23 protein-coding genes are annotated in these 23,908 nt (G+C 58.6%); 10 read left to right on the top strand and 13 right to left on the bottom strand.

All coding sequences use genetic code 11. The annotated features are described in order from the left end of the window. Positions 1-49 precede the first annotated feature (49 nt). On the top strand, positions 50-745 hold the full coding sequence (locus POI8812_RS02475) for a COQ9 family protein (protein ID WP_245895218.1): 696 nt from the start codon (positions 50-52) through the stop codon (positions 743-745). Between the two features lie 164 nt (positions 746-909). Here POI8812_RS02475 and POI8812_RS02470 read toward each other — a convergent pair whose 3' ends face one another. Both POI8812_RS02470 and POI8812_RS02465 read right to left on the bottom strand, forming a co-directional pair. Then, on the bottom strand, positions 910-2,439 hold the full coding sequence (locus POI8812_RS02470; protein WP_108780934.1) for a cryptochrome/photolyase family protein: 1,530 nt from the start codon (positions 2,437-2,439) through the stop codon (positions 910-912). A 67-nt stretch (positions 2,440-2,506) separates the two neighbouring features. Next, positions 2,507-3,280: an SDR family NAD(P)-dependent oxidoreductase gene (locus tag POI8812_RS02465; RefSeq protein WP_245895216.1), complete on the bottom strand. Its 774-nt coding sequence runs from the start codon at positions 3,278-3,280 to the stop codon at positions 2,507-2,509. Positions 3,281-3,412: 132 nt separating this feature from the next. Between POI8812_RS02465 and POI8812_RS02460 the strand changes: the two genes are divergently transcribed. Continuing rightward, the gene (locus POI8812_RS02460) at positions 3,413-4,969 is read left to right on the top strand and encodes a 2-isopropylmalate synthase (RefSeq protein ID WP_108780933.1); all 1,557 of its coding nucleotides are present in this window, start codon (positions 3,413-3,415) and stop codon (positions 4,967-4,969) included. Positions 4,970-5,229: 260 nt separating this feature from the next. Here the strand turns inward: POI8812_RS02460 and POI8812_RS02455 are convergent, their stop codons facing one another. From POI8812_RS02455 to POI8812_RS02440, 4 genes are all read right to left on the bottom strand, one after another. Further along, positions 5,230-5,694, bottom strand: coding sequence for a GNAT family N-acetyltransferase (locus tag POI8812_RS02455; RefSeq protein ID WP_245895214.1), 465 nt, complete (start codon positions 5,692-5,694; stop codon positions 5,230-5,232). 368 nt (positions 5,695-6,062) lie between these two features. Next, complete coding sequence (locus POI8812_RS02450; RefSeq protein ID WP_108780931.1) at positions 6,063-7,022, bottom strand: TAXI family TRAP transporter solute-binding subunit; 960 nt, start codon at positions 7,020-7,022, stop codon at positions 6,063-6,065. A 170-nt stretch (positions 7,023-7,192) separates the two neighbouring features. Beyond that, positions 7,193-7,501 (bottom strand): Dabb family protein, encoded by a 309-nt coding sequence (locus POI8812_RS02445; RefSeq protein ID WP_108780930.1) that lies wholly within the window; start codon positions 7,499-7,501, stop codon positions 7,193-7,195. 48 nt (positions 7,502-7,549) lie between these two features. Beyond that, the gene (locus POI8812_RS02440; RefSeq protein ID WP_108780929.1) at positions 7,550-8,305 is read right to left on the bottom strand and encodes an isocitrate lyase/PEP mutase family protein; all 756 of its coding nucleotides are present in this window, start codon (positions 8,303-8,305) and stop codon (positions 7,550-7,552) included. 363 nt (positions 8,306-8,668) lie between these two features. Here POI8812_RS02440 and POI8812_RS02435 point away from each other — a divergent pair, with 363 nt between their 5' ends. Genes POI8812_RS02435 through POI8812_RS02410 form a run of 6 tightly spaced genes read left to right on the top strand, consistent with a single transcriptional unit; the run spans position 8,669 to position 15,148 of the window. Next, complete coding sequence (locus POI8812_RS02435; RefSeq protein ID WP_108780928.1) at positions 8,669-9,706, top strand: rod shape-determining protein; 1,038 nt, start codon at positions 8,669-8,671, stop codon at positions 9,704-9,706. 41 nt (positions 9,707-9,747) lie between these two features. Continuing rightward, positions 9,748-10,641 (top strand): rod shape-determining protein MreC, encoded by an 894-nt coding sequence (mreC, locus tag POI8812_RS02430; RefSeq protein ID WP_108780927.1) that lies wholly within the window; start codon positions 9,748-9,750, stop codon positions 10,639-10,641. Next, on the top strand, positions 10,638-11,144 hold the full coding sequence (gene mreD / locus POI8812_RS02425) for a rod shape-determining protein MreD (protein WP_108780926.1): 507 nt from the start codon (positions 10,638-10,640) through the stop codon (positions 11,142-11,144). Before mreC ends, mreD begins: the two co-directional genes overlap by 4 nt. Before the next feature lie 13 nt (positions 11,145-11,157). Further along, on the top strand, positions 11,158-13,077 hold the full coding sequence (gene mrdA / locus POI8812_RS02420; RefSeq protein ID WP_281258533.1) for a penicillin-binding protein 2: 1,920 nt from the start codon (positions 11,158-11,160) through the stop codon (positions 13,075-13,077). Continuing rightward, positions 13,074-14,222: a rod shape-determining protein RodA gene (rodA, locus tag POI8812_RS02415; protein WP_108780925.1), complete on the top strand. Its 1,149-nt coding sequence runs from the start codon at positions 13,074-13,076 to the stop codon at positions 14,220-14,222. Before mrdA ends, rodA begins: the two co-directional genes overlap by 4 nt. 2 nt (positions 14,223-14,224) lie before the next feature. Then, the gene (locus tag POI8812_RS02410) at positions 14,225-15,148 is read left to right on the top strand and encodes a 2-hydroxyacid dehydrogenase (protein WP_108780924.1); all 924 of its coding nucleotides are present in this window, start codon (positions 14,225-14,227) and stop codon (positions 15,146-15,148) included. Between the two features lie 5 nt (positions 15,149-15,153). On the opposite strand, the gene POI8812_RS02405 is transcribed toward POI8812_RS02410, so the two are convergent. Continuing rightward, on the bottom strand, positions 15,154-15,588 hold the full coding sequence (locus POI8812_RS02405; RefSeq protein WP_108780923.1) for a hypothetical protein: 435 nt from the start codon (positions 15,586-15,588) through the stop codon (positions 15,154-15,156). 107 nt (positions 15,589-15,695) lie between these two features. On the opposite strand from POI8812_RS02405, the gene POI8812_RS02400 reads away from it, so the two are divergent. After that, complete coding sequence (locus POI8812_RS02400) at positions 15,696-16,448, top strand: helix-turn-helix domain-containing protein (RefSeq protein WP_108780922.1); 753 nt, start codon at positions 15,696-15,698, stop codon at positions 16,446-16,448. A gap of 64 nt (positions 16,449-16,512) precedes the next feature. Continuing rightward, positions 16,513-17,691, top strand: coding sequence for a sugar transferase (locus tag POI8812_RS02395; protein WP_108780921.1), 1,179 nt, complete (start codon positions 16,513-16,515; stop codon positions 17,689-17,691). 10 nt (positions 17,692-17,701) lie between these two features. Here POI8812_RS02395 and POI8812_RS02390 read toward each other — a convergent pair whose 3' ends face one another. From POI8812_RS02390 to POI8812_RS02365, 6 genes are all read right to left on the bottom strand, one after another. Continuing rightward, positions 17,702-19,723 carry an aminotransferase class III-fold pyridoxal phosphate-dependent enzyme gene (locus POI8812_RS02390; protein WP_108780920.1) on the bottom strand — a complete coding sequence of 674 codons (2,022 nt, stop codon included), beginning with the start codon at positions 19,721-19,723 and terminating at the stop codon, positions 17,702-17,704. 71 nt (positions 19,724-19,794) lie between these two features. Continuing rightward, a complete protein-coding gene (locus POI8812_RS02385; protein WP_108780919.1) occupies positions 19,795-20,478 on the bottom strand; it encodes a WbqC family protein in 684 nt (227 codons plus the stop codon). Continuing rightward, the gene (locus POI8812_RS02380; protein ID WP_108780918.1) at positions 20,478-21,527 is read right to left on the bottom strand and encodes an N-acetylneuraminate synthase family protein; all 1,050 of its coding nucleotides are present in this window, start codon (positions 21,525-21,527) and stop codon (positions 20,478-20,480) included. The genes POI8812_RS02385 and POI8812_RS02380 overlap by 1 nt, the downstream gene beginning before the upstream one ends. Before the next feature lie 27 nt (positions 21,528-21,554). Further along, complete coding sequence (locus tag POI8812_RS02375) at positions 21,555-22,235, bottom strand: PIG-L deacetylase family protein (protein WP_108780917.1); 681 nt, start codon at positions 22,233-22,235, stop codon at positions 21,555-21,557. Next, the gene (locus tag POI8812_RS02370) at positions 22,235-23,197 is read right to left on the bottom strand and encodes an ATP-grasp domain-containing protein (protein WP_108780916.1); all 963 of its coding nucleotides are present in this window, start codon (positions 23,195-23,197) and stop codon (positions 22,235-22,237) included. Before POI8812_RS02370 ends, POI8812_RS02375 begins: the two co-directional genes overlap by 1 nt. After that, complete coding sequence (locus POI8812_RS02365) at positions 23,194-23,907, bottom strand: metallophosphoesterase family protein (protein ID WP_108780915.1); 714 nt, start codon at positions 23,905-23,907, stop codon at positions 23,194-23,196. Before POI8812_RS02365 ends, POI8812_RS02370 begins: the two co-directional genes overlap by 4 nt. Position 23,908 lies beyond the last annotated feature (1 nt).

Genomic DNA, 23,908 nt, shown 5'->3' with positions numbered 1-23,908 from the left:
CATAGGCGGTTGAGTGTATGTTGTCCAGTGTAACGCGTGGGGGAGTGTCATGGCAGATGAGATGATTTCGCATTCGGATCAAAAGGATGCCGTGATCGACGCCGCATTGCTGCATGTCCCCTTCGACGGTTGGTCGGATGAGACGCTGCGACGCGCACTGGGTGATTCGGGTCTGGACCCGGCGCTGGGCCGTGTCATGTTCCCGCGCGGTGCCGTGGATCTGGCGCTTGCCTTTCACATGCGCGGGGACCGAAAGCTGGCCGAGTGGATCGCCTCTGATCCGTTTCAGGGGATGGGCATGACGGGCAAGATCACGGCCTGCGTGCGCCACCGGATCGAGCTGGTTCAAGGACATCGGGAGGCTGTGCGCCGCGGCACGACGCTCTTTGCTTTGCCCATTTACGCGGCCGATGGCGCCAAAGCGATCTGGAACACGGCTGATACGATCTGGGCCGGTCTGGGCGACAGTTCCACCGATCATAACTGGTACACCAAGCGGGCGACCCTGTCGGGCGTCTATTCTGCGACGGTGCTTTACTGGCTGGGCGATGAGAGTGACGGGGATGAGGCGACATGGGCCTTCCTCGACCGGCGCATCGCCAATGTGATGCAGATCGAGAAGGTGAAGGCGCAGATGCGGGGCAACCCGCTGGGCCGTGCCTTTGCGGCGGGGCCGGGTCGCTTGCTTGAACTGGTGAAAGCGCCGGGTGCAGCACGCCCCATGCCGGGGCGTTGGGGGCGGTAGCGCCTGCACGGAATCAAGCCGAAGGCGCCGTGCCAACGCCGACCCGCCCCCGGAGCGGCGTTCTGCCGATGTTGATCTTATCATCGGCCTTTTGCGGACTTGGCCAACCTAAACCGCGCTGATCAATGTACAGTCGCCGTCCCGCAGGCCGGCGTTGGCACCGCTCACACCCGCTCGCCTGCTTCGAGTTTGGCGAGGATTGCGGCCGCGCTGTCCGAGCTCGCCTCGCGCTTGTCCTCGGCCATTCGGTCCCATGTGCGGTACATCTGCGCCATGCGGGGATTGCCCTCAAACCGCTCCCGATTGCGGTTGAGGAAATCCCAATAAAGCGGGTTGAACGGGCAGCAGCCTTCCCCCGATTTCTTGCTCACCGAATAGGTGCAGCTTTTGCAGTAATCGGACATGCGGTTGATGTAGGCACCCGAGGCGGCATAGGGCTTTGAGCCGACAACCCCGCCATCGGCAAACAGGATCATGCCCACCGTGTTGGGGCTTTCCACCCACTCGAACGCATCGGCATAGACGGCCAGATACCACTCATGAACCTGCTGGGGATCGAGGCCTGCGATGAGTGCGAAATTCCCCGTAACCATCAGGCGTTGGATGTGGTGGGCATAGGCATCGCTGATGGTCTGGTCGATGGCCGCTTTCATGCAGGCCATATCCGTCTCACCAGACCAATAGAACCACGGCAAATCACGGTTGGCGTTCAGCGCGTTGCGCTTGGGATAGTCAGGTCCTTCGAGGAAATAGATCCCACGAATAAACTCCCGCCAGCCGATGATCTGGCGAATGTACCCCTCAACCGCGTTCAGCGGTGCGCGGCCCGCACGGTATTCCGCCTCCGCCCGCTGGCACAGGTCGATGGGGTCGAGCAGACCGATATTCAGATAGGGGCTGAGGATCGAGTGATAGAGGAATTTTTCCCCGCGCAGCATCGCGTCCTGATAATCGCCGAATTTCGGTAAGGCCTCTGCCATGAACCAGTCGCGCGCAGCCTCCGCGCCTGCACGGGTTGCGGCAAACCAGAAGGGGCGCAGCTCCCCGAATGTATCTGGGAATTCACGCTCAACGAGATCGAGTACGTCCGTCACGATCTCATCGTGTTGGTGGTGGAGCGGTTCGGGCATGAAGAGGTCGGATTGTGCGGGTTTGCGGTTGTCGTGGTCATAGTTCCACTTGCCACCCTCGGGCTGATCCCCGTCCATCAGAAGGCCCGTCTTGCGTCGCATTTCGCGGTAAAAATATTCCATGCGCAGGGATTTGCGGTCTTTGGCCCATGTTGCGAATTCGTCTTCCGAGGCGACGAACCGGTCATCGGGCAGCTGCGTGACCTTGATCGGCGTGTGGTCGAGCAGGGAGCGTAGGCGCCACTCTCCGGGTGCTGTCGCAATGACTTCCTCTGCGCCGAATTCGTCGGCCCGGCGCAGCAATTCCTTGCTGATTGCGTGGGTGTTTTCAGGATCGTCGAGGGTCGTATAGGCGACCTGCCAGCCCTCGGCGCGCAGATCACTTGCAAAGTGGCGCATGGCGGCGAGGATCAGCGCGATTTTCTTGGCGTGGTGGCGGACATAGGTGCCCTCATCACGCACCTCCGCCATCACGATGATGTCGCGGTCTTTGTCGGCCTCACGAAGCGCCGAGAGTGTCGGCGTCAGTTGATCGCCCAAGACGAGGATGAGGCGTTTGCTCATGCAGCGATCGCCAGGGGCTCTGCCCCCGGACCCCCGAGGTATTTGGGGAGCAAAGTGATGTGCAGGGTCACCATGGGATGACCTCCCCTTTCCAGTCGAAGAAACCACCGGTGTCTTCAGGGGTCAGTTCGCCCATCACAGTCACGAGGTTTTCCGCCGCCTCTGGCGGCGTTACCGCATCGTGACGCCCAAGATATTTGGCTGTCAGATCGCTTTGCACCGTGCCGGGATGGAGCGAAACAACCACAGCGTCGGGCCGTTTGCGCGCAATCTCGATGGCGGATGTGTGCATGATCTGATTCAGCGCCGCCTTGGCCGCGCGGTAGCTGATCCAACCGCCGAGGCGATTGTCGCCGATGCTGCCCACGCGGGCGGAGAGGGAGGCAAACAGGCATGGCCCCTCTTTGACCAGTAACGGCGTCAGGTGTTTGAGCGCCAGCGCTGGCCCGATGGCGTTGAGCGCGAACTGAGCGGTCATGGCGTCTGGCTCGATCTGGCCGATCGATTTCTCCGGCCCGGCGCCGTCGATTTCGAGCGCGCCTGTTGCGTCAAAGATCACGCTATAGCCTGGCGTGAGTTTGCTGGCCCAGTTCTCGACACTCTGCTCGACCGTCAGATCGAACCCGTTATGCGAGCGGCTGAGCGTCTCCACCGCCATGCAGCGGTTGAGGCGATCCACCAGTGCGCCGCCGATCCCGCCTGAGCCGCCGAGGACGAGGGCACGCCCGCCGCCATATCTGTCTTCAAAAGTCATGTGCCAGAACATGCGGCGTAGGCGCGTCACGTCCAGCCTGAAAACAGGCTTGGCCTGCGGCAGATCGCCCGCTATGGTGCCGCCCATGAGCATGACCGCACGCCTTATTGACCTCCTTCTTCTTAGCAGCCTCTGAGCGTGCCGGGACCCTGGCGCGCGCGCTCAGGGGACAAAGATTGAGAGCGCCGGATAGCAAGCTCACATGAAGGAATTCACAAAATGACCGATAAAGCCGCCAAGCAGGACCATGTCCTGATTTTCGACACGACCCTGCGTGACGGGGAGCAGTCGCCCGGCGCCTCCATGACCCATGATGAAAAGATCGAGATCGCAATGATGCTCGATGAAATGGGTGTCGATATTATCGAGGCCGGTTTTCCAATCGCTTCCATCGGGGATTTCGAGGCGGTCCGCGCCATTGCCGATCAGGTGAAGAGCGCGCAGGTCTGCGGTCTGTCGCGCGCGGCAATGGGGGATATTGACCGCTGCTGGGAAGCGATCCAGTTTGCCGTAAACCCCCGCATTCACACGTTTATCGGGACATCGCCGAGTCATCGCGGGATCACAAATCTCGACATGGATGGAATGGCCGATCACATTCACAACATGGTCACGCATGCGCGCAACCTGTGCGAAAATGTGCAGTGGTCCTCGATGGATGCGACGCGGACTGAACCGGATTTCCTGAAACGGACGGTTGAGATCGCGATCAAGGCTGGCGCCACCACGATCAATATTCCCGATACGGTCGGATACACTGCACCGCGTGAGAGTGCAGATATCATCAAGATGTTAATCAACGATGTACCTGGCGCGGATGAGGTGATTTTCGCCACGCATTGTCACAACGATCTGGGCATGGCGACGGCAAATAGCCTTGCCGCGGTTGAGGCCGGCGCCCGTCAGATCGAGTGTACGATCAATGGATTGGGGGAGCGTGCGGGCAACACCGCACTGGAAGAAGTGGTCATGGCGCTGAAGGTGCGCAATGACATCATGCCTTACGCAACCCGCATCAACACGCAGAAAATCATGGGAATTTCGCGCCGTGTGGCAGCGGTTTCGGGCTTTGCGGTGCAATACAATAAGGCGATTGTCGGCAAAAATGCATTTGCGCATGAGAGCGGCATTCACCAGGACGGAATGCTCAAGAACGCAGAGACGTTCGAAATTATGCGGCCTGAAGATGTGGGCCTGACCGAGACGAACCTGGTCATGGGCAAACATTCGGGTCGTGCGGCGCTGCGCTCTAAGCTGGAGAATCTCGGATTTACCTTGCAGGACAACCAGTTGAAGGACGTTTTCGTCCGCTTCAAGGAGCTGGCTGACCGTAAGAAAGAGGTCTATGACGAGGATCTGATCGCCCTGATGAGCGATGAGACGACCTCTTCCGGCCATGACCGGATCAAGCTGATGGAGATGGAAGTGCGTTGTGGCACGACCGGCCCGCAGACCTGCACCATGGTGCTAATGGTTGATGGTGAAGCGAAGCGGGCAGAGACCGAGGGTGACGGCCCTGTCGATGCGACGTTCAATGCGCTCAAGTCCTTGATTTCGCACAGTGCTTCGCTGGAGCTCTATAATGTGCATGCGGTGACTGGGGGCACGGATGCGCAGGCGACTGTGAGTGTTCGGCTGGAAGAGGACGGCAAGATCGTGGCCGGTCAATCGAGCGATACGGACACGGTCGTCGCCTCGGCAAAGGCCTATATCAACGCGCTCAACAAGCTGTTCGTACGCCGCGAAAAGAGCGCGCCGGAAGAGTTGGCGGGCTGATCTTGAGCGGGGCGGCGTTGGTTAACGCTGCCCCGAAGCCCCTGTGCACAACCTGTACACAGGGCGTGCACAACGCGTGCACCGACGTTGTGTTAACCAATTTCGACGTCGTGGTTTTGGTTGTAGGCTGAGGACGGCTTCGCGGGACAAAGCAGCCTCCGGCTTTGCGAAGGCGAAGGTCTACAGCGACCTGAGGCGACAACGGCCGGTCGCGACATGTCGGAAAACGTCACTGCAGTTGTTTTGTTACGCAAGGTATTTCACAAGCGCACATTAAGTTGCTTTCTCATCAATACGAATGGTCCTTCCGGGTAGGATTGCACTTCCAAAAATTCATAGCCAAGAGCCGCGTAAAAATCTCGCGCTGTTAGTGAGGCGTGAAGCATCAAGTCTGAGATTGCTCTCTGTCGCGCTTCTTCTTCAATTCTTGCGGTCAGCAATTTGCCTAACCCTTGCCCCTGAAACGCAGGGTCCACAAACAATGATCGTAAATAATCACCTTTCAGCCCCACAGTTCCAACAAGATTGGCACCCGCGAAACACAAAAGAATAGCCTCATTCTCGATTCTTCCGGTGAGCGGCCCGGGTTCAAAAATCGAGCACAGCATATCAATTGATTTTTGATCATAGTCCCCAGCATTTGAAACGCGGATAGTGCGTTGGATCAACTCGCTGAGCGGTACCACATCCGCGACAGTAGCTTTTCGGAATTTGAGCAACGTCATAACGTCAAACCTATTCCGGGGCATGCGGCGCCGACAAGCTGGCGGCGATGGCGAAGAGCCAGCGACTCTTTGTCATTCAAAAAAGGGAGGCGGATTCATGAGTTTCTTCGTGTGCCCCGCCGGCTGTCGGATCAGATGACGCCATCGCGATCGCAGACGTTCGTGCACAGCGCGGCATTTGCCACGTTGGGCTCAATGCAGCCGTTACTCTGTGTGGGCGATGCCGTAGGACCGCAATAATTAAGCGGCGCTTTGCGATGTTGGAGCTTTGAAAAGGATGGCTTTTCTGGCCAGCTCCGTCGGATCTTTTGAACCGCGAAAGCCGGCAGGCAGGCCCCACACCTGCCTGCCGCACTATCGCGCGGCGATCAGCTTTCGCTGATCCAGCCTTGTTCACGATAGTAACGCGCCGCGCCCGGATGCAGGGGCGCGGAGAGGCCGTCGGTTGCCATGCTCTGCGGATCGAGAAGCTCGAACGCGGGGTGGGCATAGCGGAACGCGTCGAAATTCTCGAACACGGTGCGTACGATCTCGTAGACGACATCGTCGGGTTGTGTCGCACTGGTCACGAATGTCGCGCGCACGCCGAAGCTGGGTGTGTCGATCTGGTTGCCCGACGCATAGTAGCCGCGTGGCACGATGGCGTCAGTGTAGAACGGATTGGCAGCGATCAGGGCCGCAACTTCCGGCCCCTGAACCGGAACAAGCTGGCTGTCGCAGAAGGCCGTTCCTTCATGGATCGAGTTGTTGGGATGGCCTGCAACGAAGAAGATCGCGTCGAGCTCTCCGGCACAAAGTGCGGGGCCCTGTTCATCACCGGTCAATTCGGCGGCAAGGGCGAAATCCGTGGCGGCCCAACCGTAGGCGTCCAGCAGAACCTCGGCTGTTCCGCGCTGGCCAGAGCCCGGATTGCCAAGGTTCACGCGTTTTCCGCGCAGATCGTCGAAGGTCTCGATTCCGCTATCCGCGCGGGCGAGCAGCGTGAACGGCTCCCCATGAACCGAGAACACGGCGCGCAGATCGTCAAACCCGTTGCCCTCAAACCGTGCCGAGCCGTTTATGGCGTGGAATTGCCAGTCGGACTGGGCCACGCCGAAATCGGCCTCTCCGACACGCAGGGACTCGATATTCGCGATCGATCCGCCGGACGTGCTGGAGGTGACGTTGAGGTCAGTGCTGTGGGAGTTGACGATGTCGGCGACCGTGTTGCCGACGACGAAATAAACACCGGCTTCCGATCCGGTGACGATGGATATGTCCTGTGCATGGGCACCGCCCATGACAGACATAGCCGCCAGCGCCGAGGCGCCTACGGTTGAGAGTCGCATTTCCTTCCCCTTGGCTTTCGCCGTTGTCGAGCGCTGTGGGTACACCCAGGAAATGCATTACTTCAAATTGTCATATTTCAGAACAATATGCTCTTGATACGAGATATCACGCAATTTTATGAAAGTGACTTAGGGTCATTTGGGCTTTTGGTCCGTATGTGCCGGGTCCGTCAGACTTCGAGATCGTAAACAATGATGCCGTCTGCGCCGCCTGAGCAAAGACTGCAGAGCTGTCCGCCCAATTCGATATGGCGCGGGTCGTTGGCGTATTCTTCCAAGGCGGCTGCATCGGCAAAACGGATGATAAAGCCGTGGCCGTGATCGGGGGACTTTGCCTCGAAATCGCGGTTCGGACCCGCCTCAAAACTGAGTGCGCCGTTGAGGGTGTCGCAGAGCGCTGAGAGACCGTCGAAGAGGTCGGCCAAGGCCTTGTCCGCGGTGGACGGCGCGATGTTGCAGAAAACGCAGTGGAGGATCATGGCGACTCCCTTGAAGGTGTGGCCCCGGACCGGATCCGGGGCCGTGAATTACTTCATCGCAGCGCTTGCAGCTTCGCCAACCGCTTTCATGGCGTCCATCCACGGGAAGGGGCCGTGGCTGATGCGGGCGACACCGCAAGAGGCAAGCGTGGCGCGGTCGGACATGCCCGGATAAGCCATGATGTTGACCGGCAGGGGACAACCTTCGCAAAAGGCGGTCATGAGGGCGGCGTCGCGCAGTCCGGGCGCAAAGATGCTTGAGCCGCCGGCATCGGCATAGGCGCGTGCGCGCTCCAAAGCAGTCTCCACCATGGCGGCGTCGTGGGTATCTGGCTTGGCCTTCAGGAATATGTCGGTGCGGGCATTGATCCAGAATTCCGACCCGGCCGCTTCGCGAATGGCCGTGATGCGCGCTGATTGCGTGGCGATATCGTAGAGGCCGTCGCCGCCGATCACCTGATCCTCAAAATTGATGCCGACAGCGCCGGCATGTTTGGCAAGAACCGCATGTTGTCCACCGGTTTCGGGATCGGCGGAATAGCCCCCCTCGAAGTCGAGGGTCAGTGGCAGATCAAGAGCGGAGGTGATGCGCGCTGCGTTGTCGAGCGCAAAATCCATCGGCAAGTCCTCCCCATCCGCCGCGCCAAGTGCGCCTGCGACGGAGGCGGAGCCGGTGGCAAGTGCCTTTGCGCCGGCCTTGGCCACAGCGCGGGCGGATCCGACATCCCAGATGTTGAACAAGACGAGCGGATCACCCGGCACATGCAGGGCGGCGAAGGTTGCGGCACGATCAGACCAGGACATTGGTATTCTCCTTGAAAATTATCATCCCGATCATGCCAGCAACGGCGATGTCCTGCCGCCGGAGACCGGGCGTGAATGCTGAAAATACCCTGCCGCGCACCACCGGTTCGGGGAAACTAAATTTTGTGTCAGGAACAAATGATCGGCGGGTGATTCCCTCTTGATCAGCAAGTTCCTGCCGATCTCGCCAATCTGTGTCCCGTTGAGATCATGATGCTGTGGAAAACTTTGGGATTCCGCCCGTCTGCGCCCCCGTAGCTCCCTTTACGGAATGGGGGCTGCGGCCCTATAAGGTTCCAACGGCTCTATCCGGCAGATCGGGGTCAACCTGACATCGGGTGGGGCAGAAAAAGGGACAGCGTAATGTTTAGTGCGATTTCTGGCATGTTCTCCTCGGATATGGCGATTGATCTGGGGACGGCCAACACTCTGATCTACGTGAAGGGCAAGGGTATTGTTCTGAACGAACCTTCTGTCGTCGCCTATCACGTGCGCGGCGGCAAGAAAGAGGTGCTGGAGGTCGGTGAGGACGCCAAGCTTATGCTGGGCCGGACCCCAGGCTCCATCGAGGCGATCCGCCCGATGCGTGACGGTGTGATCGCAGATTTCGACGTGGCAGAGGCCATGATCAAGCACTTCATCCGCAAGGTGAACAAGCGCGGCAAGCCGAAGATCATCGTATGTGTTCCGCATGGCGCGACCCCTGTTGAGAAAAAGGCGATCCGGGAGTCGGTGCTGGGCGCGGGCGCGCGGAAGGCGGGCCTGATTGCGGAGCCGATTGCAGCCGCGCTTGGCGCCGGTCTGCCGATTACGGAGCCGACGGGCTCGATGGTTGTGGATATCGGTGGCGGGACCACGGAAGTCGCCGTTCTGTCGCTTGCTGACATCGTTTATGCCCGCTCTGTCCGCGTAGGTGGTGACCGGATGGACGAGGCAATCGTCTCTTATCTGCGGCGGCAGCATAACCTGTTGGTGGGTGAGGCGACGGCAGAGCGGATCAAGACCTCCATCGGGTCGGCGCGGATGCCCGAGGATGGGCGTGGCCAAGCGATGGAAATCCGCGGACGCGACCTGCTTAACGGTGTCCCGAAAGAGACCGAGGTGACGCAAGCACAGGTGGCAGAGGCGCTGGCCGAGCCGGTGCAGCAGATTTGCGAGGCGGTGATGACCGCGCTGGAGGCTACCCCGCCCGATCTGGCCGCAGATATTGTCGACCGGGGCGTGATGCTGACGGGTGGCGGCGCACTTTTGGGCGATCTCGATCTGGCGCTGCGCGAGCAGACCGGACTTGCCATCACCGTGGCCGATGACGCGCTGAATTGCGTGGCACTGGGCACAGGCAAGAGCCTGGAGTTCGAGCACAAGATGGCGCATGTCGTCGACTACGGCGCATCCAACTGACCAGTCAGCCCCGGTAGTTTCAGGCCGGGCGTGAGGACGCTATGGCAGGGTTGAACGGACAGGAAGCCAGCGCGCTTTGGCGCACGACCCGGCAGATTGTGCTGGGCGCGATCATTCTGATTTCCATCGTCCTGTTTGCCCTGTGGCGCATTGATAACCCACGGGTTGAGCGGTTGCGCATGTCGCTGGCCGATGCGGTGTTACCGTCGTTGGAATGGACCGCACGTCCCATCGCCCGCGTGACGCAGATGGCGCAGGACTTCGAGAGCTATGTTCGCGTCTATGAGCAGAACGAGGAGTTGCGGCGTGAGTTGCAGGCGATGGAGGGCTGGCGCGAGCAGGCCCGCCAGCTGGAGCAGCGCAACGCGCGACTGCGGGCGCTCAACAATGTGCGTCTCAGCCCGCAGACAACTTATGTGACGGGTGAGATAATGGCCGATGGCGGTGGGCCGTTCTCCCGCTCTGGCCTGCTGAATATCGGCTCGCTGAACGGTGTGCAGGACGGCTCTGCTGCGCTGGACGGGCTGGGTCTGGTCGGGCGTATTTCGGGGGTCGGTGAGACGACGAGCCGTGCGATCTTTTTGACCGATTTGAACAGCCGGGTTCCGGTGATCGTGCAGCCGTCGGGGCTGCGCGGCATTGTGGCGGGCGACAACTCTGCCGCTCCACGGCTCGATTTTTTGAGCGATCCCGAGCAGGTGCGTCCCGGTGACCGGATCATCACAAGCGGTGATGGGCTGGTTCTGCCGCCGGATCTGCTGGTGGGGCAGGTGATTGTTGCCGCAAATGGGCAGCTGCGTGTGCGACCCGCGGCTGACTATCAGCGGCTGCGTTTTGTCCGCGTCCTGAACTATCGCCCACCAGAGGCAATCAATCAGCCCGGCGGGTTGATTGCGGCGGAGCAGTTCTTCTTTGGTGAGGAGCCGGGGGAATGAAGGTTGCCCTGCGGATCGTGGCGCTCATCTTTTCCGGGCTGGTTTGTACCGTCATTGCGATGATCCCTTTCGTGCCTGCACTGCCCAGTATCACCAGCCCTGATCTGTTGGCTGCGCTGTGCTGTTTTTGGGTGATGCGACGGCCCGAAACTGCGCCGCTGCCGGTGATTTTTCTGTTGGGCCTGGCGGCGGACCTGTTGCTGATGCGCCCGGTTGGGTTGGGCGCCTTGGTCCTTGTTTTGATGACGGAGGCCCTGCGCACGCAGGTTGTTGCGTTGCGCGACGTCTCACGATTTGTCGAGTGGATGATTTTTGCCGCCTTCTTTACGCTGGCGACATTGGGCATGCTGGGCGTGATCTGGGTAACGTTCGCCGAGGTTCCACCTCTGGGCGCGATGGCGCAGCGAATCGTACTGACGGTGGCGTGTTATCCGCTGGTCGGTGTCGTGGTGCGTGTCCTGTTTGGTGTGACCCGCCGTACGGCGTCGGGTGTTCGGGTGTAGTGGAGTATCGGGTGTGGCGAAGGATGAAGACAGCTCTGCCAATGTGACCCGCCGGGGTCTGGTGCTGATGGGTGCGCAACTGGCGCTGATCGCCGGGTTGGGCTGGCGTATGCGTCACCTTCAGGTCGAGGAAGGCGAGCGCTATCGCCTGCTGGCTGAGGAAAACCGCGTCAATGAGCATCTGATTGCGCCAAGCCGCGGGCTGATCTTTGATCGACAGGGTCATCTGATTGCGGTCAACCAGCAGAATTACCGTGTTTTGATGAGCCGGGAGCGTGGCAACCCGGCCGACACGTTGATGCAGTTGAGCCGTATCATTGATCTGAGCCCAGAACGGCGGGCACGCATTCTGCGCGAGCTCTATGATCGGCGCGCCTTTCAGAAGGTCACGGTTGCTGAGCATATGAGCTGGGAGGATTTTGCAAGGGTCGCGGCAAACTCCCCTGCGTTGCCGGGTGTCGAGACCGAAGTCGGGCTGAGCCGTCACTATCCCGAGGCGGGAACATTCGCGCATCTGGTTGGATATGTCGGGCCGGTGTCGGATTACGATCTGAGCCAGCTGGAGAACCCCGATCCGCTGTTGCGTGAGGTTCCTGATTTTCAGATTGGCAAGAACGGGATCGAGCGACGGTTGGAGGACAATCTGCGCGGATCTGCCGGGATCAGCCGGGTGGAGATCAATGCGAGTGGCCGGATCATTCGGGAGCTTGAGCGGGTTGAGGGTCGCTCTGGCGAAGATCTGCAACTGACCGTTGATAGCGGGCTTCAGGACTATGCCCAGCGGCGCATGGAAGGGGAGAGTGCGGCCACGGTCGTCATGGATGTGCAGAGCGGCGATCTGGTCGCCATGGCCTCTGCGCCGTCCTTTGATCCAAATAACTTCGTTTTCGGGATCTCTACCGGGGATTGGCGGGCGCTGAACGAGGACGAATACAGACCGCTCTATAACAAGGCGGTATCGGGCGTCTATCCGCCTGGATCGACCTTCAAGATGGTCGTGGCACTTGCAGCGATGGAGCTGGGCCTTGTCAACCCGAACGAGACGGTTTTCTGTGGTGGGTCGATCATGGTCGGCAACCGGCGCGCGCATTGCTGGCGGCGGGGCGGCCATGGTCACATGAACCTGCGCGACAGCCTGAAGAGCAGCTGTGACATCTACTATTACGACATTGCCCAACGGATCGGCATCGACCGGATCAGTGAAATGGCCAACCGGCTGGGCATCGGGATCCGCCATGACATTCCGCTGCCGGCAGTCCGCGCGGGGAACATGCCGGATCGTGAGTGGAAGCAGCGCGTGCACGGCGAGCCGTGGCTGATCGGGGATACGGTCAATTCCGGGATCGGGCAGGGCTTCATGCTCGCCTCTCCATTAGAGCTTTGCGTGATGACCGCGCGGCTGGCGACGGGAAAGGCGGTTTCGCCGCGCTTGGTGCGTTCGGTCAACGGTGTGCCGCAGCCCGCGCCTGAGCCGGAGGATCTTGGGTTTTCCGCGGCAGGGCTTGCCGCTGTGCGTGGGGGGATGTGGGCGGTCAGCAATGATCGGCGCGGCACTGCCTATCGCAGTCGCATCGCCGATCCGCAGATGGTGATGGCAGGCAAGACCGGCACCAGTCAGGTGCGCCGGATCACGGAGGCCGAGCGTCGTACCGGCGTCTTCCGCAATGAGGACCTGCCGTGGAACCGCCGGGACCACGCGCTGTTCGTAGCCTACGCACCCTTTGACAATCCACGCTATGCGATTGCGACGATTGTTGAACATGGTGGCGGTGGCTCGCGTGCAGCCGCACCCATCGCGCAGGATGTAATGATCCGCGCGCTTTACGGCCCTGAACCTCCGCTGGATGCGTGGCCGTCCGCCCGGCATCAGGAAATTCGGGAGCGGCGCAGGCTGGGGCTCGACAGTGCCTCGGTACAAAGGGATCGGGCATGACCTATTACGAGCAGATGAACCGCAAGCCGTTGCCGACAGGCCCGGCGAAATTGCTCTTCATCCACTGGCCGCTGGTTCTTTTGATCTGTGCGGTCTGCGCTACCGGATTTCTGATGCTCTATTCCGTCGCCGGTGGAGAGTTGGACCGGTGGGCGCGTCCGCAAATGACCCGGTTCGGCCTTGGCCTTGCCGTGCTGTTCATCGTCGCCGTCATCCATATCGACTTTTGGAAGAAGATGGCGCCGCTTGCCTATCTGGGCGCGATGGGCCTGTTGGTCGCGGTTGAGTTCGTGGGTGTTGTCGGCATGGGTGCGCAGCGCTGGATCGACATCGGACCTCTCAGGCTGCAACCCTCCGAAGTGATGAAGATCGCGCTCGTGATGGTGTTGGCCGCCTATTATGCGTGGTTGCCGCGTGAGAAGGTCTCTCGCCCGTTCTGGGTTCTGATTCCATTGATCCTGATCGCCTTGCCGACATTGCTGGTGTTGCGGCAGCCCGACCTTGGCACCTCTATCCTGCTGGTCGCGGGTGGATGTGTCGTGATGTTTCTGGCCGGCGTCAGCTGGTGGTATTGGGGTCCGTCCATCGCGGCGGGCGTCGGGACGATCTGGGCCGTTCTGGCCTCGAAAGGGACGGATTGGCAAATCCTCAAGGATTATCAGTATCGCCGGATTGAGACCTTTTTGGACCCCTCCACCGATCCGCTCGGCAGTGGGTATCACATTACGCAGGCGACCATTGCGCTGGGCGCGGGCGGTGTTTCGGGGCGTGGATTTATGGAGGGGACGCAGTCGCGGCTGAACTTCCTGCCGGAAAAGCACACGGACTTCATCTTTACCTCACTGGCCGAACAATTCGGTTTGATCGGGGGGCTTACGTTGCTTGGTCTCTATACAGCGATTGTCATGTTCTGCCTGCTGTCGGCCTTCTCGAACCGTAACAGGTTTGGTGCGCTGATGACCGGGGGGCTTGCGGCGACTTTCTTTTTCTTCTTTGCGGTCAATATGGCCATGGTGATGGGCATGGCGCCTGTTGTCGGCGTGCCGTTGCCTTTGGTCAGCTATGGCGGCTCGGCGATGTTGGTGCTGCTGGGGGCGTTCGGCCTCGTCCAATCGGCGCATGTGCACAGGCCACGAGGGGTATAGCGATGATCAATGTTCTGTTTTCCGCACGAGATGGCTTGTGGGCGGAGTATGAACAGCGCCTGCCAGAAGCCTTTGCCGAGCTTGAGTTGCAGGTTCGTTTCGGGCGCGATCTTCCACCTGAGGAGGTCGACTATATCGTTTATGCACCCAATGGCGGGTTGAGCGACTTTACCCCTTTTACCCGGCTGAAAGGGGTGCAGAGCCTTTGGGCCGGGGTTGAAAAGATCGTGGGCAATCAGACGCTTCAAGTGCCGTTGGCGCGGATGGTCGATCCCGGCCTGACGGATGGGATGGTCGAGTGGGTGGTGGGTCATGTGCTGCGCCATCATCTGGAGATTGATGCCGACATCCACCGGCAGACTGGGGATTGGAAGAAGGTGCCACCGCCGTTGGCCCGTGATCGAAAAGTGACGATTCTCGGCCTTGGCGCGCTGGGTGCTGCCTGTGCAAGAGCGCTGATCGCCTTGCAATTTGATGTGACAGGGTGGAGCCGATCCCCCCGGGATGTGATCGGCGCACGGTGTCTGAGTGGCCCGATTGGCGATGCGCTGGACGGAGCTGAAATTGTTGTTCTGCTGCTGCCTGATACGCCCGGCACCACGAATGTGCTGAATGCGGAGAGCCTTGCTCGTCTGGCGAAGGGGGCGGTCATCCTCAATCCGGGTCGTGGTCCGCTGATCGATGATGAGGCATTGTTGGATGCGCTCGATACTGGCCAGGTGGGGCATGCCACGCTCGATACGTTTCGGATCGAGCCGCTGCCCTCGGCTCATCCCTATTGGGCACATCCGAAAGTGACTGTGACCCCCCATATCGCCAGCGAGACCCGACCGGCCAGTGCCGCCCGCACGGCTGCCGCGAATATCGCGCGGGCCGCACGGGGGGAGCAGATGCAGTATCTTGTGGACCGTCAAAGCGGGTATTGAGGCGGTCAGGCCGTTTTCATGTCCTCCACAGCGGGCCGCCAGAGCGGCCCGACACCCAGCAGCAACACGCCGATATTGAACAGCACATTCGACGGATTGCCCGACAGGGCAGATCCGGTCGAGTCGAGTATGAACCAGCTGAGCAGGCCGAACAGAACCGCGCGGCGGACTTTTTCGGGAGCAAGGTCATAGACCCATTGCTGCAGTAGCCAGATCGTCACACCCCATCCCAGCAGGAAACCTCCGGTGAGGGCTGACAGAAAGCGCGTGTCTGGCGATGCCCATGTGGTCGCGCCATCAAGGGGCCAGCTCAGAATATCCATTGTGAGGCGGGCAGGCTCTGCCGTGGCTTCCATCGTCGCGAGGAAAAAGACCGGGCCGAATGAGCCGATGACGATTGCGGTGATCTTGAGCCAGAATTTGTGAAAGGACTGTGTCATGGGGTGCTCCATCTGAGTGATGGCTGCAATCTGGGGGAGGGGATATGGCCGTTCCAATTCCCTCAGAGGTAAATGACACGATTACCTTTGCGGCATAGAGTCGGGGTATGACCCAATTTCCTGATACACTTCGATCCTGGCGCAAGGCACGCCGTTTCAGCCAGTTGCAACTCGCGACAGAGGTGGAGATGTCGGTGCGCCATCTCTCGTTTCTGGAGACGGGCAGGGCGCGGCCCAGTCCGCAGATGATTGATCGGCTGGGGGACGCCTTGCAGCTGCCGCTGGATGCGCGCAACACCATGCTGCTGCATGCCGGATTTGCTGCACGGTATGCCGCCCGGGATTGGGCGGAGGCTGAGATGGTACCGATCCGCGCCGCGGTGACGCATATGTTGACAGTGCATGAGCCTTACCCCGCCATCGCCATCGACCGGCTGTGGTCGGTGCAGCAGATGAACAGGGTCGCGGCTGTGCTGTTTGGTCCACTCGGTGTTGGGGTGGGGGACAGCCTGCTCGATCTGATGATGTCAGATCATCTGCCGCCCTTGGTCGAGAACTGGGCAGAGGTCGCCCACCATGCGGCCCATCGGTTGAGACTGGAAAGTGCGGCCCAAGGCGGTGTGCCACGCCTTGACATGGCGGCTGCGCATCTGTCCGCCGTGGGGAAGCCCAGACGAGAAGCCTTGCAGCCCGTCATCCCGACCGTGCTGCGCATGGGAGATCAACGTCTCGCCATGTTCACGACACTCAGCCAGTTCGGCACCCCCGAAGACGTGACGCTGGATGCCCTGCGCGTGGAACTCTACTTCCCAGCAGATCAAGCGACCCGCGAGCTGTTTGAGGCTCTTGCGGCACCCTAGCCTCGTGGACAGACCCGCCGGGCTCGGGTAGGGCTTTGAAATCGAGCGGCGAGGGATATGGGCCATGAAAATCATCATCACGGGCGCATCAGGCTTCATTGGTCGACAGCTCGTACCCCGCTTGCAGGCGGGCGGTGCGTCCCTTGTCCTCGTCGGTCGTGATCCTGAACGCTTGAAGGCGCTATTTCCCGAACTTCCCACGCATGATTACAATTCGTTACCTACCCTCGAGGGCGATCTCTTGGTTCACCTCGCGGTGCTTAACAACGATCAACCGGGTGATGAGGCCGCATTCGACGCTATTAACGTGGCGTTGCTGGCCGACACTTTAGCGTCAGCGAAGGCTGCTCAGGTCACGCGGTTCTTGCAGGTTTCAACAATACAGGCGCTCGATGAAAAGCGTGTTGACCCCTATTCAGTTAGCAAACGCAAAGCGCAGGCCATCTTGAATGCGGTGGATGGCATCGAGGTACGTACGGTGTTTCTCCCAATCGTTTACGGCGATCACTTTTCTGGAAAACTCGCTAAGCTGGAACGCTTGCCTAGGTGGCTGAGGCCGAGTGCGCTGACCGTGCTTTCTGCTTTAAAACCAGCGGTGCATGTGGATCGCTTGGCAACACATATTCTAAGTGGTGGAGAGGGCGGTATCCTGACGGATGGTCAGGTGCAAAATCCGGCATATAAGACTATGCGCCTGATGATGGATTGGGGCTTCGCGCTGGGTGTACTGATCGCGCTATGGTGGATGCTGCTGATCGTCTGGGCAATCGTAGCAATATCGTCACCCGGACCGGGGCTCTTCGTGCAGCAACGAGTTGGGAAAGGCGGTCGAAATTTCCCTCTGTATAAGTTCAGGACCATGACCATTGGCACCAAGCAGGCTGGTACCCATGAGGTGAGTGCTGCTTCAGTAACTGGCGTTGGTCATTTTCTTAGACGCACAAAGCTCGATGAGCTTCCGCAAATCATTAATATCCTGCGCGGCGAGTTGAGCCTGATTGGCCCGCGCCCCTGCCTTCCCGTGCAGACTGAACTGGTGTCGGAACGGCGTGCTCGCGGCGTGCTCGACATTTTGCCAGGTATAAGTGGTCTGGCACAGGTTGAAGGGATCGACATGAGCGAACCAATTCGGCTCGCCCGTCGCGATGCCGACTACGTAGCGCTACGCGCCATCCTGCTTGACGTCCGCATCGCGATCGCCACTGCCCGGGGCCGTGGCAGCGGTGATCACGTCAACGAATAGTCAATATATCTTAGTTCAATCGCTTGAAGCCAGTGTGGCAAAGCGGGCCACGTAGTCGGTTTTCAACCGGGCGGCCCTCAGCAAGATCTTGTGAAATTGTCTGAAAAATGCGGTCAATGCTTTGTCCGTAACGTTCGACGTGCGCGTCTGTGTGGGCCATCGAGGCGAAGAAGCTTGAGCTGCCGAGGATACCATCCTCAAGCATTGCTTGCGCGAGATATGTTTTGCAGGCGCGTGCTTGATCATTGATGAAATCGAAGCTCGACAGCGCAGGTAGCCCAGAAGTTTCGATTTTTAGTCCATTGCGCTCCGCCAAATCAGCCCAAAGCCTCGAGATCTCACCGCCGCGCGCTGTGATATACTCCCACGATTTTTCCCGCTCCATCACATCTAGAGTTCTCAACCCAGCTGCCGAGCCGATACGCTCCGTCCAGAAAGTGCTGGATATAAACGTATTTTGTGCAGCCTGCATCACCTCGGACCGCCCGATGACAGCGGAAACAGCATAGCCGTTGCCGAGAGTCTTCCCGAACACAGCGATGTCAGGCTCTACCCCGTAGACTTTGTGCAGCCCGCCAAAACTCTGGCGAAAGCCGGAAGTGCATTCATCAAAGATCAGAACGATGCCATGACGGGTTGCAAGGGACCGTACCTTCTGCAGAAAGTCGTTCTGCGGTTCGAAATTGCGCGCAACTTCCATCTTAATTACACCGATTTCTTGTGTGCGGACGATCTCTTCAAGTTGCTCGATTTGGTTGTACAGGAATGGGTGCGTCAGGCCGGTCAGGCCCTTGGGAACACCATCGGTCGAGAGGCCGGACAGCAGGTGATCACCAAGGCTGTCGCTACGTGTTAGGTTGGTCGACAGATACCAATCATGCCATCCGTGATAGCCGCAAATGGCCACGCCATCGCGGCCTGCCGCCGCGCGGCCGATGCGCACGGCAATGGCATTTGCCTCCCCTCCGGAGCGGGCGAAGCGTGCCATTTCTGCAAATGGATGCATGTCGATCAGACGTTCGGCGAGATATACTTCTTCGGGCGCATTCAATGTGCTCATGTTGCCCGATCGCACAACATCCATGACCACAGCATCAACCTCCGGATGGCTGTAGCCCAGCGTGTTTGTCCCAACGCCCATCACACCCATATCCAGATATTCGACGCCGTCCATGTCCCAGACAGTAGCGCCGTCGGTTTTTGAAAAGTAACTTGGCCAGAGCTCGGGTAGTGTCATTTCCCCGCGTTTGGATAGAAGCATGTTTCCGCCCGGAATGATCTGCCGTGCACGTTGCCAAAGTTTTTGACCACTACCCATGTTGCTTCCCTCGTTACGCTCGATGACCTGATTCTCGAGACTGTTCTTTCTGAGATAGCTCACAATCTCACGCCAGCCCATGTCGAGGCGTGGATGGAATGCTTTGACGATCTGATCAAGGGCTCGGAGATCCGCTGCTTCGTCTAGCGTGATGCGCAGGTCGGAATTGTCAGTGTTGCAAGGATGAGTGGCTCGGCGGAACCCAGGATCCTCTCGCAAATAAGGCGTAACATGCTCGCGATGATGAGATAGATCTGTTTCTACAAAAGCTCGTCCGAGAGCAGCCATCGAGAAAATTTCGACGTCGAGTCCGTCTGGAAAAACTGGGGGTTGAGTATTGGAATAGTAGTCGACATTTGCCGACATGAACGCTTCGATCATCTCATCTGTCAGCGCGGGATCAACTAGCGGACAGTCCCCGGTAATGCGCAGAATTACATCTGCTTCTGCTAGGCGAGCAGCGTTATGGTAGCGACCAAGAACATCAATTTCATCGCCACGATAGATCGAGATGCCTTGCTTTTGTGAGTAGGCTACTAGCGGCTCCTCACGCGGCAAAGCGGAGGTTGCGAGGACGATGCCGTCAATATTTTTACATGTCTTCAGCCGTTCGTAGAGGACACCAATCGCCGGAGTGTTTCCGAGCAACTTCATCACCTTGCCGGGCAGCCTGGTCGAACCCATGCGGGCCTGAATAATAGCAACGGTTTTCATGGTTTCCTCTGACCGAAGGACACGGATTTATGTTCGGATACTTTTCTCTATTACGTGGTTTGGGTGCCGCACTATGCAAAAAGTGCTGCTGGCGACTGATCGACCGACAGATTGAACAGATAATCCACGCAGGCGAGGTTCGGTATAAAATCACCGTGTATTTGTGAGTATTGTGGTGTCGAAAAGCTCTGAAACGCGACGTCGATTCCGTTCTTGTCGAAGGCTTCGAGTTCAAGATAGTCCCGGCCATGCGTCCCTGAAAGGTAGTGGGTTGCACCAAGCTCTGTACAAATCTCAAGGATTAGATCGGATTTGCGACTTCTGAGATTGAGCGTGCTCGCCTTCACAATTTTTGTCTCGAGCTCAAAAAGCTCGGCAAGAACGCATAATTGTTCAAAGCACAGGTCGGCGAGAAGGTCTGTATCAGTGCGGATTGTTGCTTCAATCTGTTCTGAAAAGCGCGAATAAGATGGGGCTTTGCGATAGCTCGCTTGGAGGCTGGCAATGTGCTTACGCGCCCACGGCTGCCCATCAGCAATCTGCAATTGCGATAGTGGCTTACCGATGTGACCCTTGCTGACGACGGGTACAGTCAGCCAGATTGGGCCAGACGTGCTGTTGATCTGGTTGCGATTGGTAAAACTGTTTTTCTCGAACTGGACAGTATCCAGAAAGACGAACACGTCGGATTGAGCTATCTTCTCAAGATATCCCAGCCACGGCAGGTAGGCGGGTTGATGGATGCTGATGCGCATCACGCGATGTCCGAAAAGCTCAGTTGCTCGTTCGCCTTGATCGCGCGGCGGGCGGCCTGTCCGTGAAAGTCTGCCAGATTGCGAGCAGGCAGGCCTGTGCCGGGTCGTTGAAGATCGACATTCGAGGGTGTGAATGCCTCGCCTTCTGCGATGTCCACCATAGCGGTGATGGATCGGCGCGCCAACGGCTTCATATCCCGCTCAGCCGAAGTCGGTGCAACGCGTGACGAGCCTAGCATGCGATGTGCGGTTCGGATCGTCTCAACCCATCTACGAGCGTCAGCGGGGTCTTCTGAGAACCAATGATCTGGTCCGGGAAGGTTCCGGTCCAGTGTGAAGTGCTTTTCGAAGATGCTGGCACCCAAAGCAACCGCAGCAGCAGCTGCAACGGATCCACGTGTATGGTCTGAGAGGCCGACGACGAGTCCCGGAAAGGCGCCCTGCAAGGTCTTGAGCTTCGCTAGGTTCACATCCTCGGGTGGCGTGGGATACTGTGAAGTACACAAAAGCAACGCGACTTCTCCGCCGTCCAATGCGCCAGATGCCGTAAGACTTTCGTAGACTTCGGCTAAATTTGCCATACCACATGATAGAATTAGCGGCAGACCGGTCTGTGCATAGTGATGTACCAGTGGCGTGTTGGTGAAGTCGTCCGAACCGATCTTTAGGGCTGGGACACCGACGTCAAGCAATATCGCAAGATCGTCTCGATCCTGCGGTGTTGACATAAATACGATGCCTTCGTCATCACATGTCGTCTTGAGCTCTGCCCACTGCGCGGGCGTGAACTCGTGGCGACTAAACAGTGCCATTTGGCTTTCTGTTACCTCCTTACCTTGGGATACGTAGGTGAACATCGCGGTATCATCCTTAATGAACCGCGCGGCTTGGAAGGTTTGGAACTTGACCGCATCGGCACCTGCATCGCGCGCGCTACGGATCATTTCGCGCGCACGGTCCATTTCGCCATTATGATTGATGCCGACTTCAAGAATAATGAACGGGTCGTGACCTGGCCCGATGGGTGCTCCGTTGATTGTTAGATCCAATGTCCCTCTCACCTTCTAATTTGAGCTCTATCCAATTTGGCGGCCCAACTGAAATGCTTCGGCTCGGTCTACACCTACCATCGCTCCTCGCCACGTATTCAGCGCCTCAACCCCTTGATAGGAGCGGGGGTGCGGCCATTCGCGCATCTCCTCCGCATAGGCTGCCAAGGCAGCCTGCTTTTGTCGCATGAACTGTGAAATATCCTCGAACCAGTTGGGCTGAAATAGAGTTTCTGCCCCTTGAGTACGCCATTCGGTGCTTGAGGCAACTTCGCAGTACATCAGACGCCTTACCGGATGGCCGCTTTGAGGTCTGCACGCGGCTTGGCAGGCGAGGTGTGTCCTTTTGTGATCGATATTCACGTCGCTATCATGATGAGTGATTATCCAGCTCGGCGTCATATCAGCAATGTGTTGCTCAATGACCTGGGCGATATCAAGCAAGGCCACCGTGTCCATGCGATTGTCTGGAAATTCGTGAAATAGTGGAGGCTGTGCGCCAAGGATTTCACAAGCAGCGCGGGCGGCGTCCCGTCTGCGCGCGCGTTCGGCTTCGAAGGTCGACGTGTTGCGGGAGCCGACACCGTCTGCAAGGATTACAACAGACACGCGATCACCAGCGGCTGCACGTTTGGCCATTACGCCACCTGCGCCTAGAACCTCATCATCACCATGGGCGACGACGACCAATAACGAATTGTTGCTCATCAAGTGGACCCGTCATTGCAAAATGGTTCTGCCTGGACGACTACGCCGCTTGTCCGCAGGCCAGTGCTGCCGATCGGCGGGAACTCTATGTCCGGAATCTTTCCTTGCAGATCTTCCAGGGTCCAAATGACATCCTTAAAACCCATCAGTGCGCGCATTTCAGCCGTGGAAGAAAAGCGTGCGTTAATCTCAAAAATGCGGGGGCCAGCTTCTGTCAGCCTCAACTGGATATTGAGCGCTCCCCGTAGGTTAAGGGCCATAGAAACTTTGGTGCAAACCTCGTTTATCTGGGGAATGTCCACGACCTCGGCCCATGCAGTTGCTCCGTCTGCTAACTCTCGGTGAAGCTGAAGCACAGCGATCTGTCCTAGCCGGTCGCGAAATACCGCGCAGGTGTATTCCTGATCGTCCGGCAATAGCAGTTCCTGAAAGATCCCGCCGGGGTGGCGGGTCGAATGGAAGGCGACTTCTTCGACATCCGAGCATATGAACAATGCCTTGGAACCCGACCCGCTGCGCGGCTTATAGATACAAGGCAGGTGTGCTGCCGTCAGTTCCGATGGATCTGTGAGGCACCACGGAGACGGAACGCCGATATCTTCAAGAAAATGAACAGTCGCCAACTTATCTTGGCCTATTCGGAGAGCGTCTTGTCCTGCCGTCACCAGTGGCACGCCACTTGGCATTTCGAGCCCATCTTTCAGCAAGGCTACAAGTTCGGCTTCTGACATCGGAATGCAGAAGTCGGCCTGCTTCTCACGTAGCAGATCATCAAGCCATGCTCGGTAAGATGATTCACTAGCCTCGGGCGCAGTGATAACCTCATCGACAAAAAGATGCCCGGCGTGGCGGGTGCCCATGTCTGTACCAACGAGTTTACAGGACGGATAGGCTCGTCTGAGGGTTCGTGCGACGCCTTGTGCGATGTCGCCACCGATGGCTGTTATAACGATGCAGTTCATTGCCGGGTAAGTACCGTCCAGAGGTAGGGGAGGTGCGGGTCAATTCGACGCGCAGTCTCGATCACATCCATCATATCATAGGGCTCGCGCCGGAGGTCAATGTAGCCTGTCGTGGTGTCGAGTAAGGCCCAAGCGGCGCCGGGCTGGCGATCTCGTGGTTGGCCGACAGATCCGGGATTTACGATACGTATTCCTGCGACTGACGCACTCCAGAGCGCCTGATAATGTGTATGACCGAGGACGATCAGGTCTGGGCGTTCAACATCATCGCAAAGCCGATTGAGTATTTCCTCAGATGCATCTGGATAGACGTACGCATCTGTGTCCCAGGGAGCGCCGTGCGCAAGACGGATGCGCATGCCATCCACGGTCAGTAAGCGTGATACGGGAAGTCGAAGCAACGCGTCGAGCACCTCCGCTTTCACAGTTTCCAAGGCGTACGACAAACCGTGCCCATAGTCCCTAATCACCTTAGCCGTCTCCGACGGGTCCCCAACGGTCTTTGCGAGCATGTCCTCATGGTTTCCACGAACGGCGTCGTGTTGCCAACCAGACAGCTGTGCAAGTACTGCGCGCGGGGCATGATAATAGCCCAGCAGGTCGCCCGTATTTAGGATCCGCGTAACACCTTCACGTTTTGCAGCGTCTAGAACTGCTGAGAGCGCGTCTGCATTCCCATGAATATCGCCCAGTATTGCGAGACGGGTCACA

This window comes from Pontivivens insulae, assembly GCF_900302495.1.
In the GTDB taxonomy this organism is placed as follows: Bacteria; Pseudomonadota; Alphaproteobacteria; order Rhodobacterales; family Rhodobacteraceae; genus Pontivivens; species Pontivivens insulae.
The sequence above is the reverse complement of the archived record's forward strand: the minus strand, read 5'-3'. Positions and strand labels throughout refer to the sequence as shown.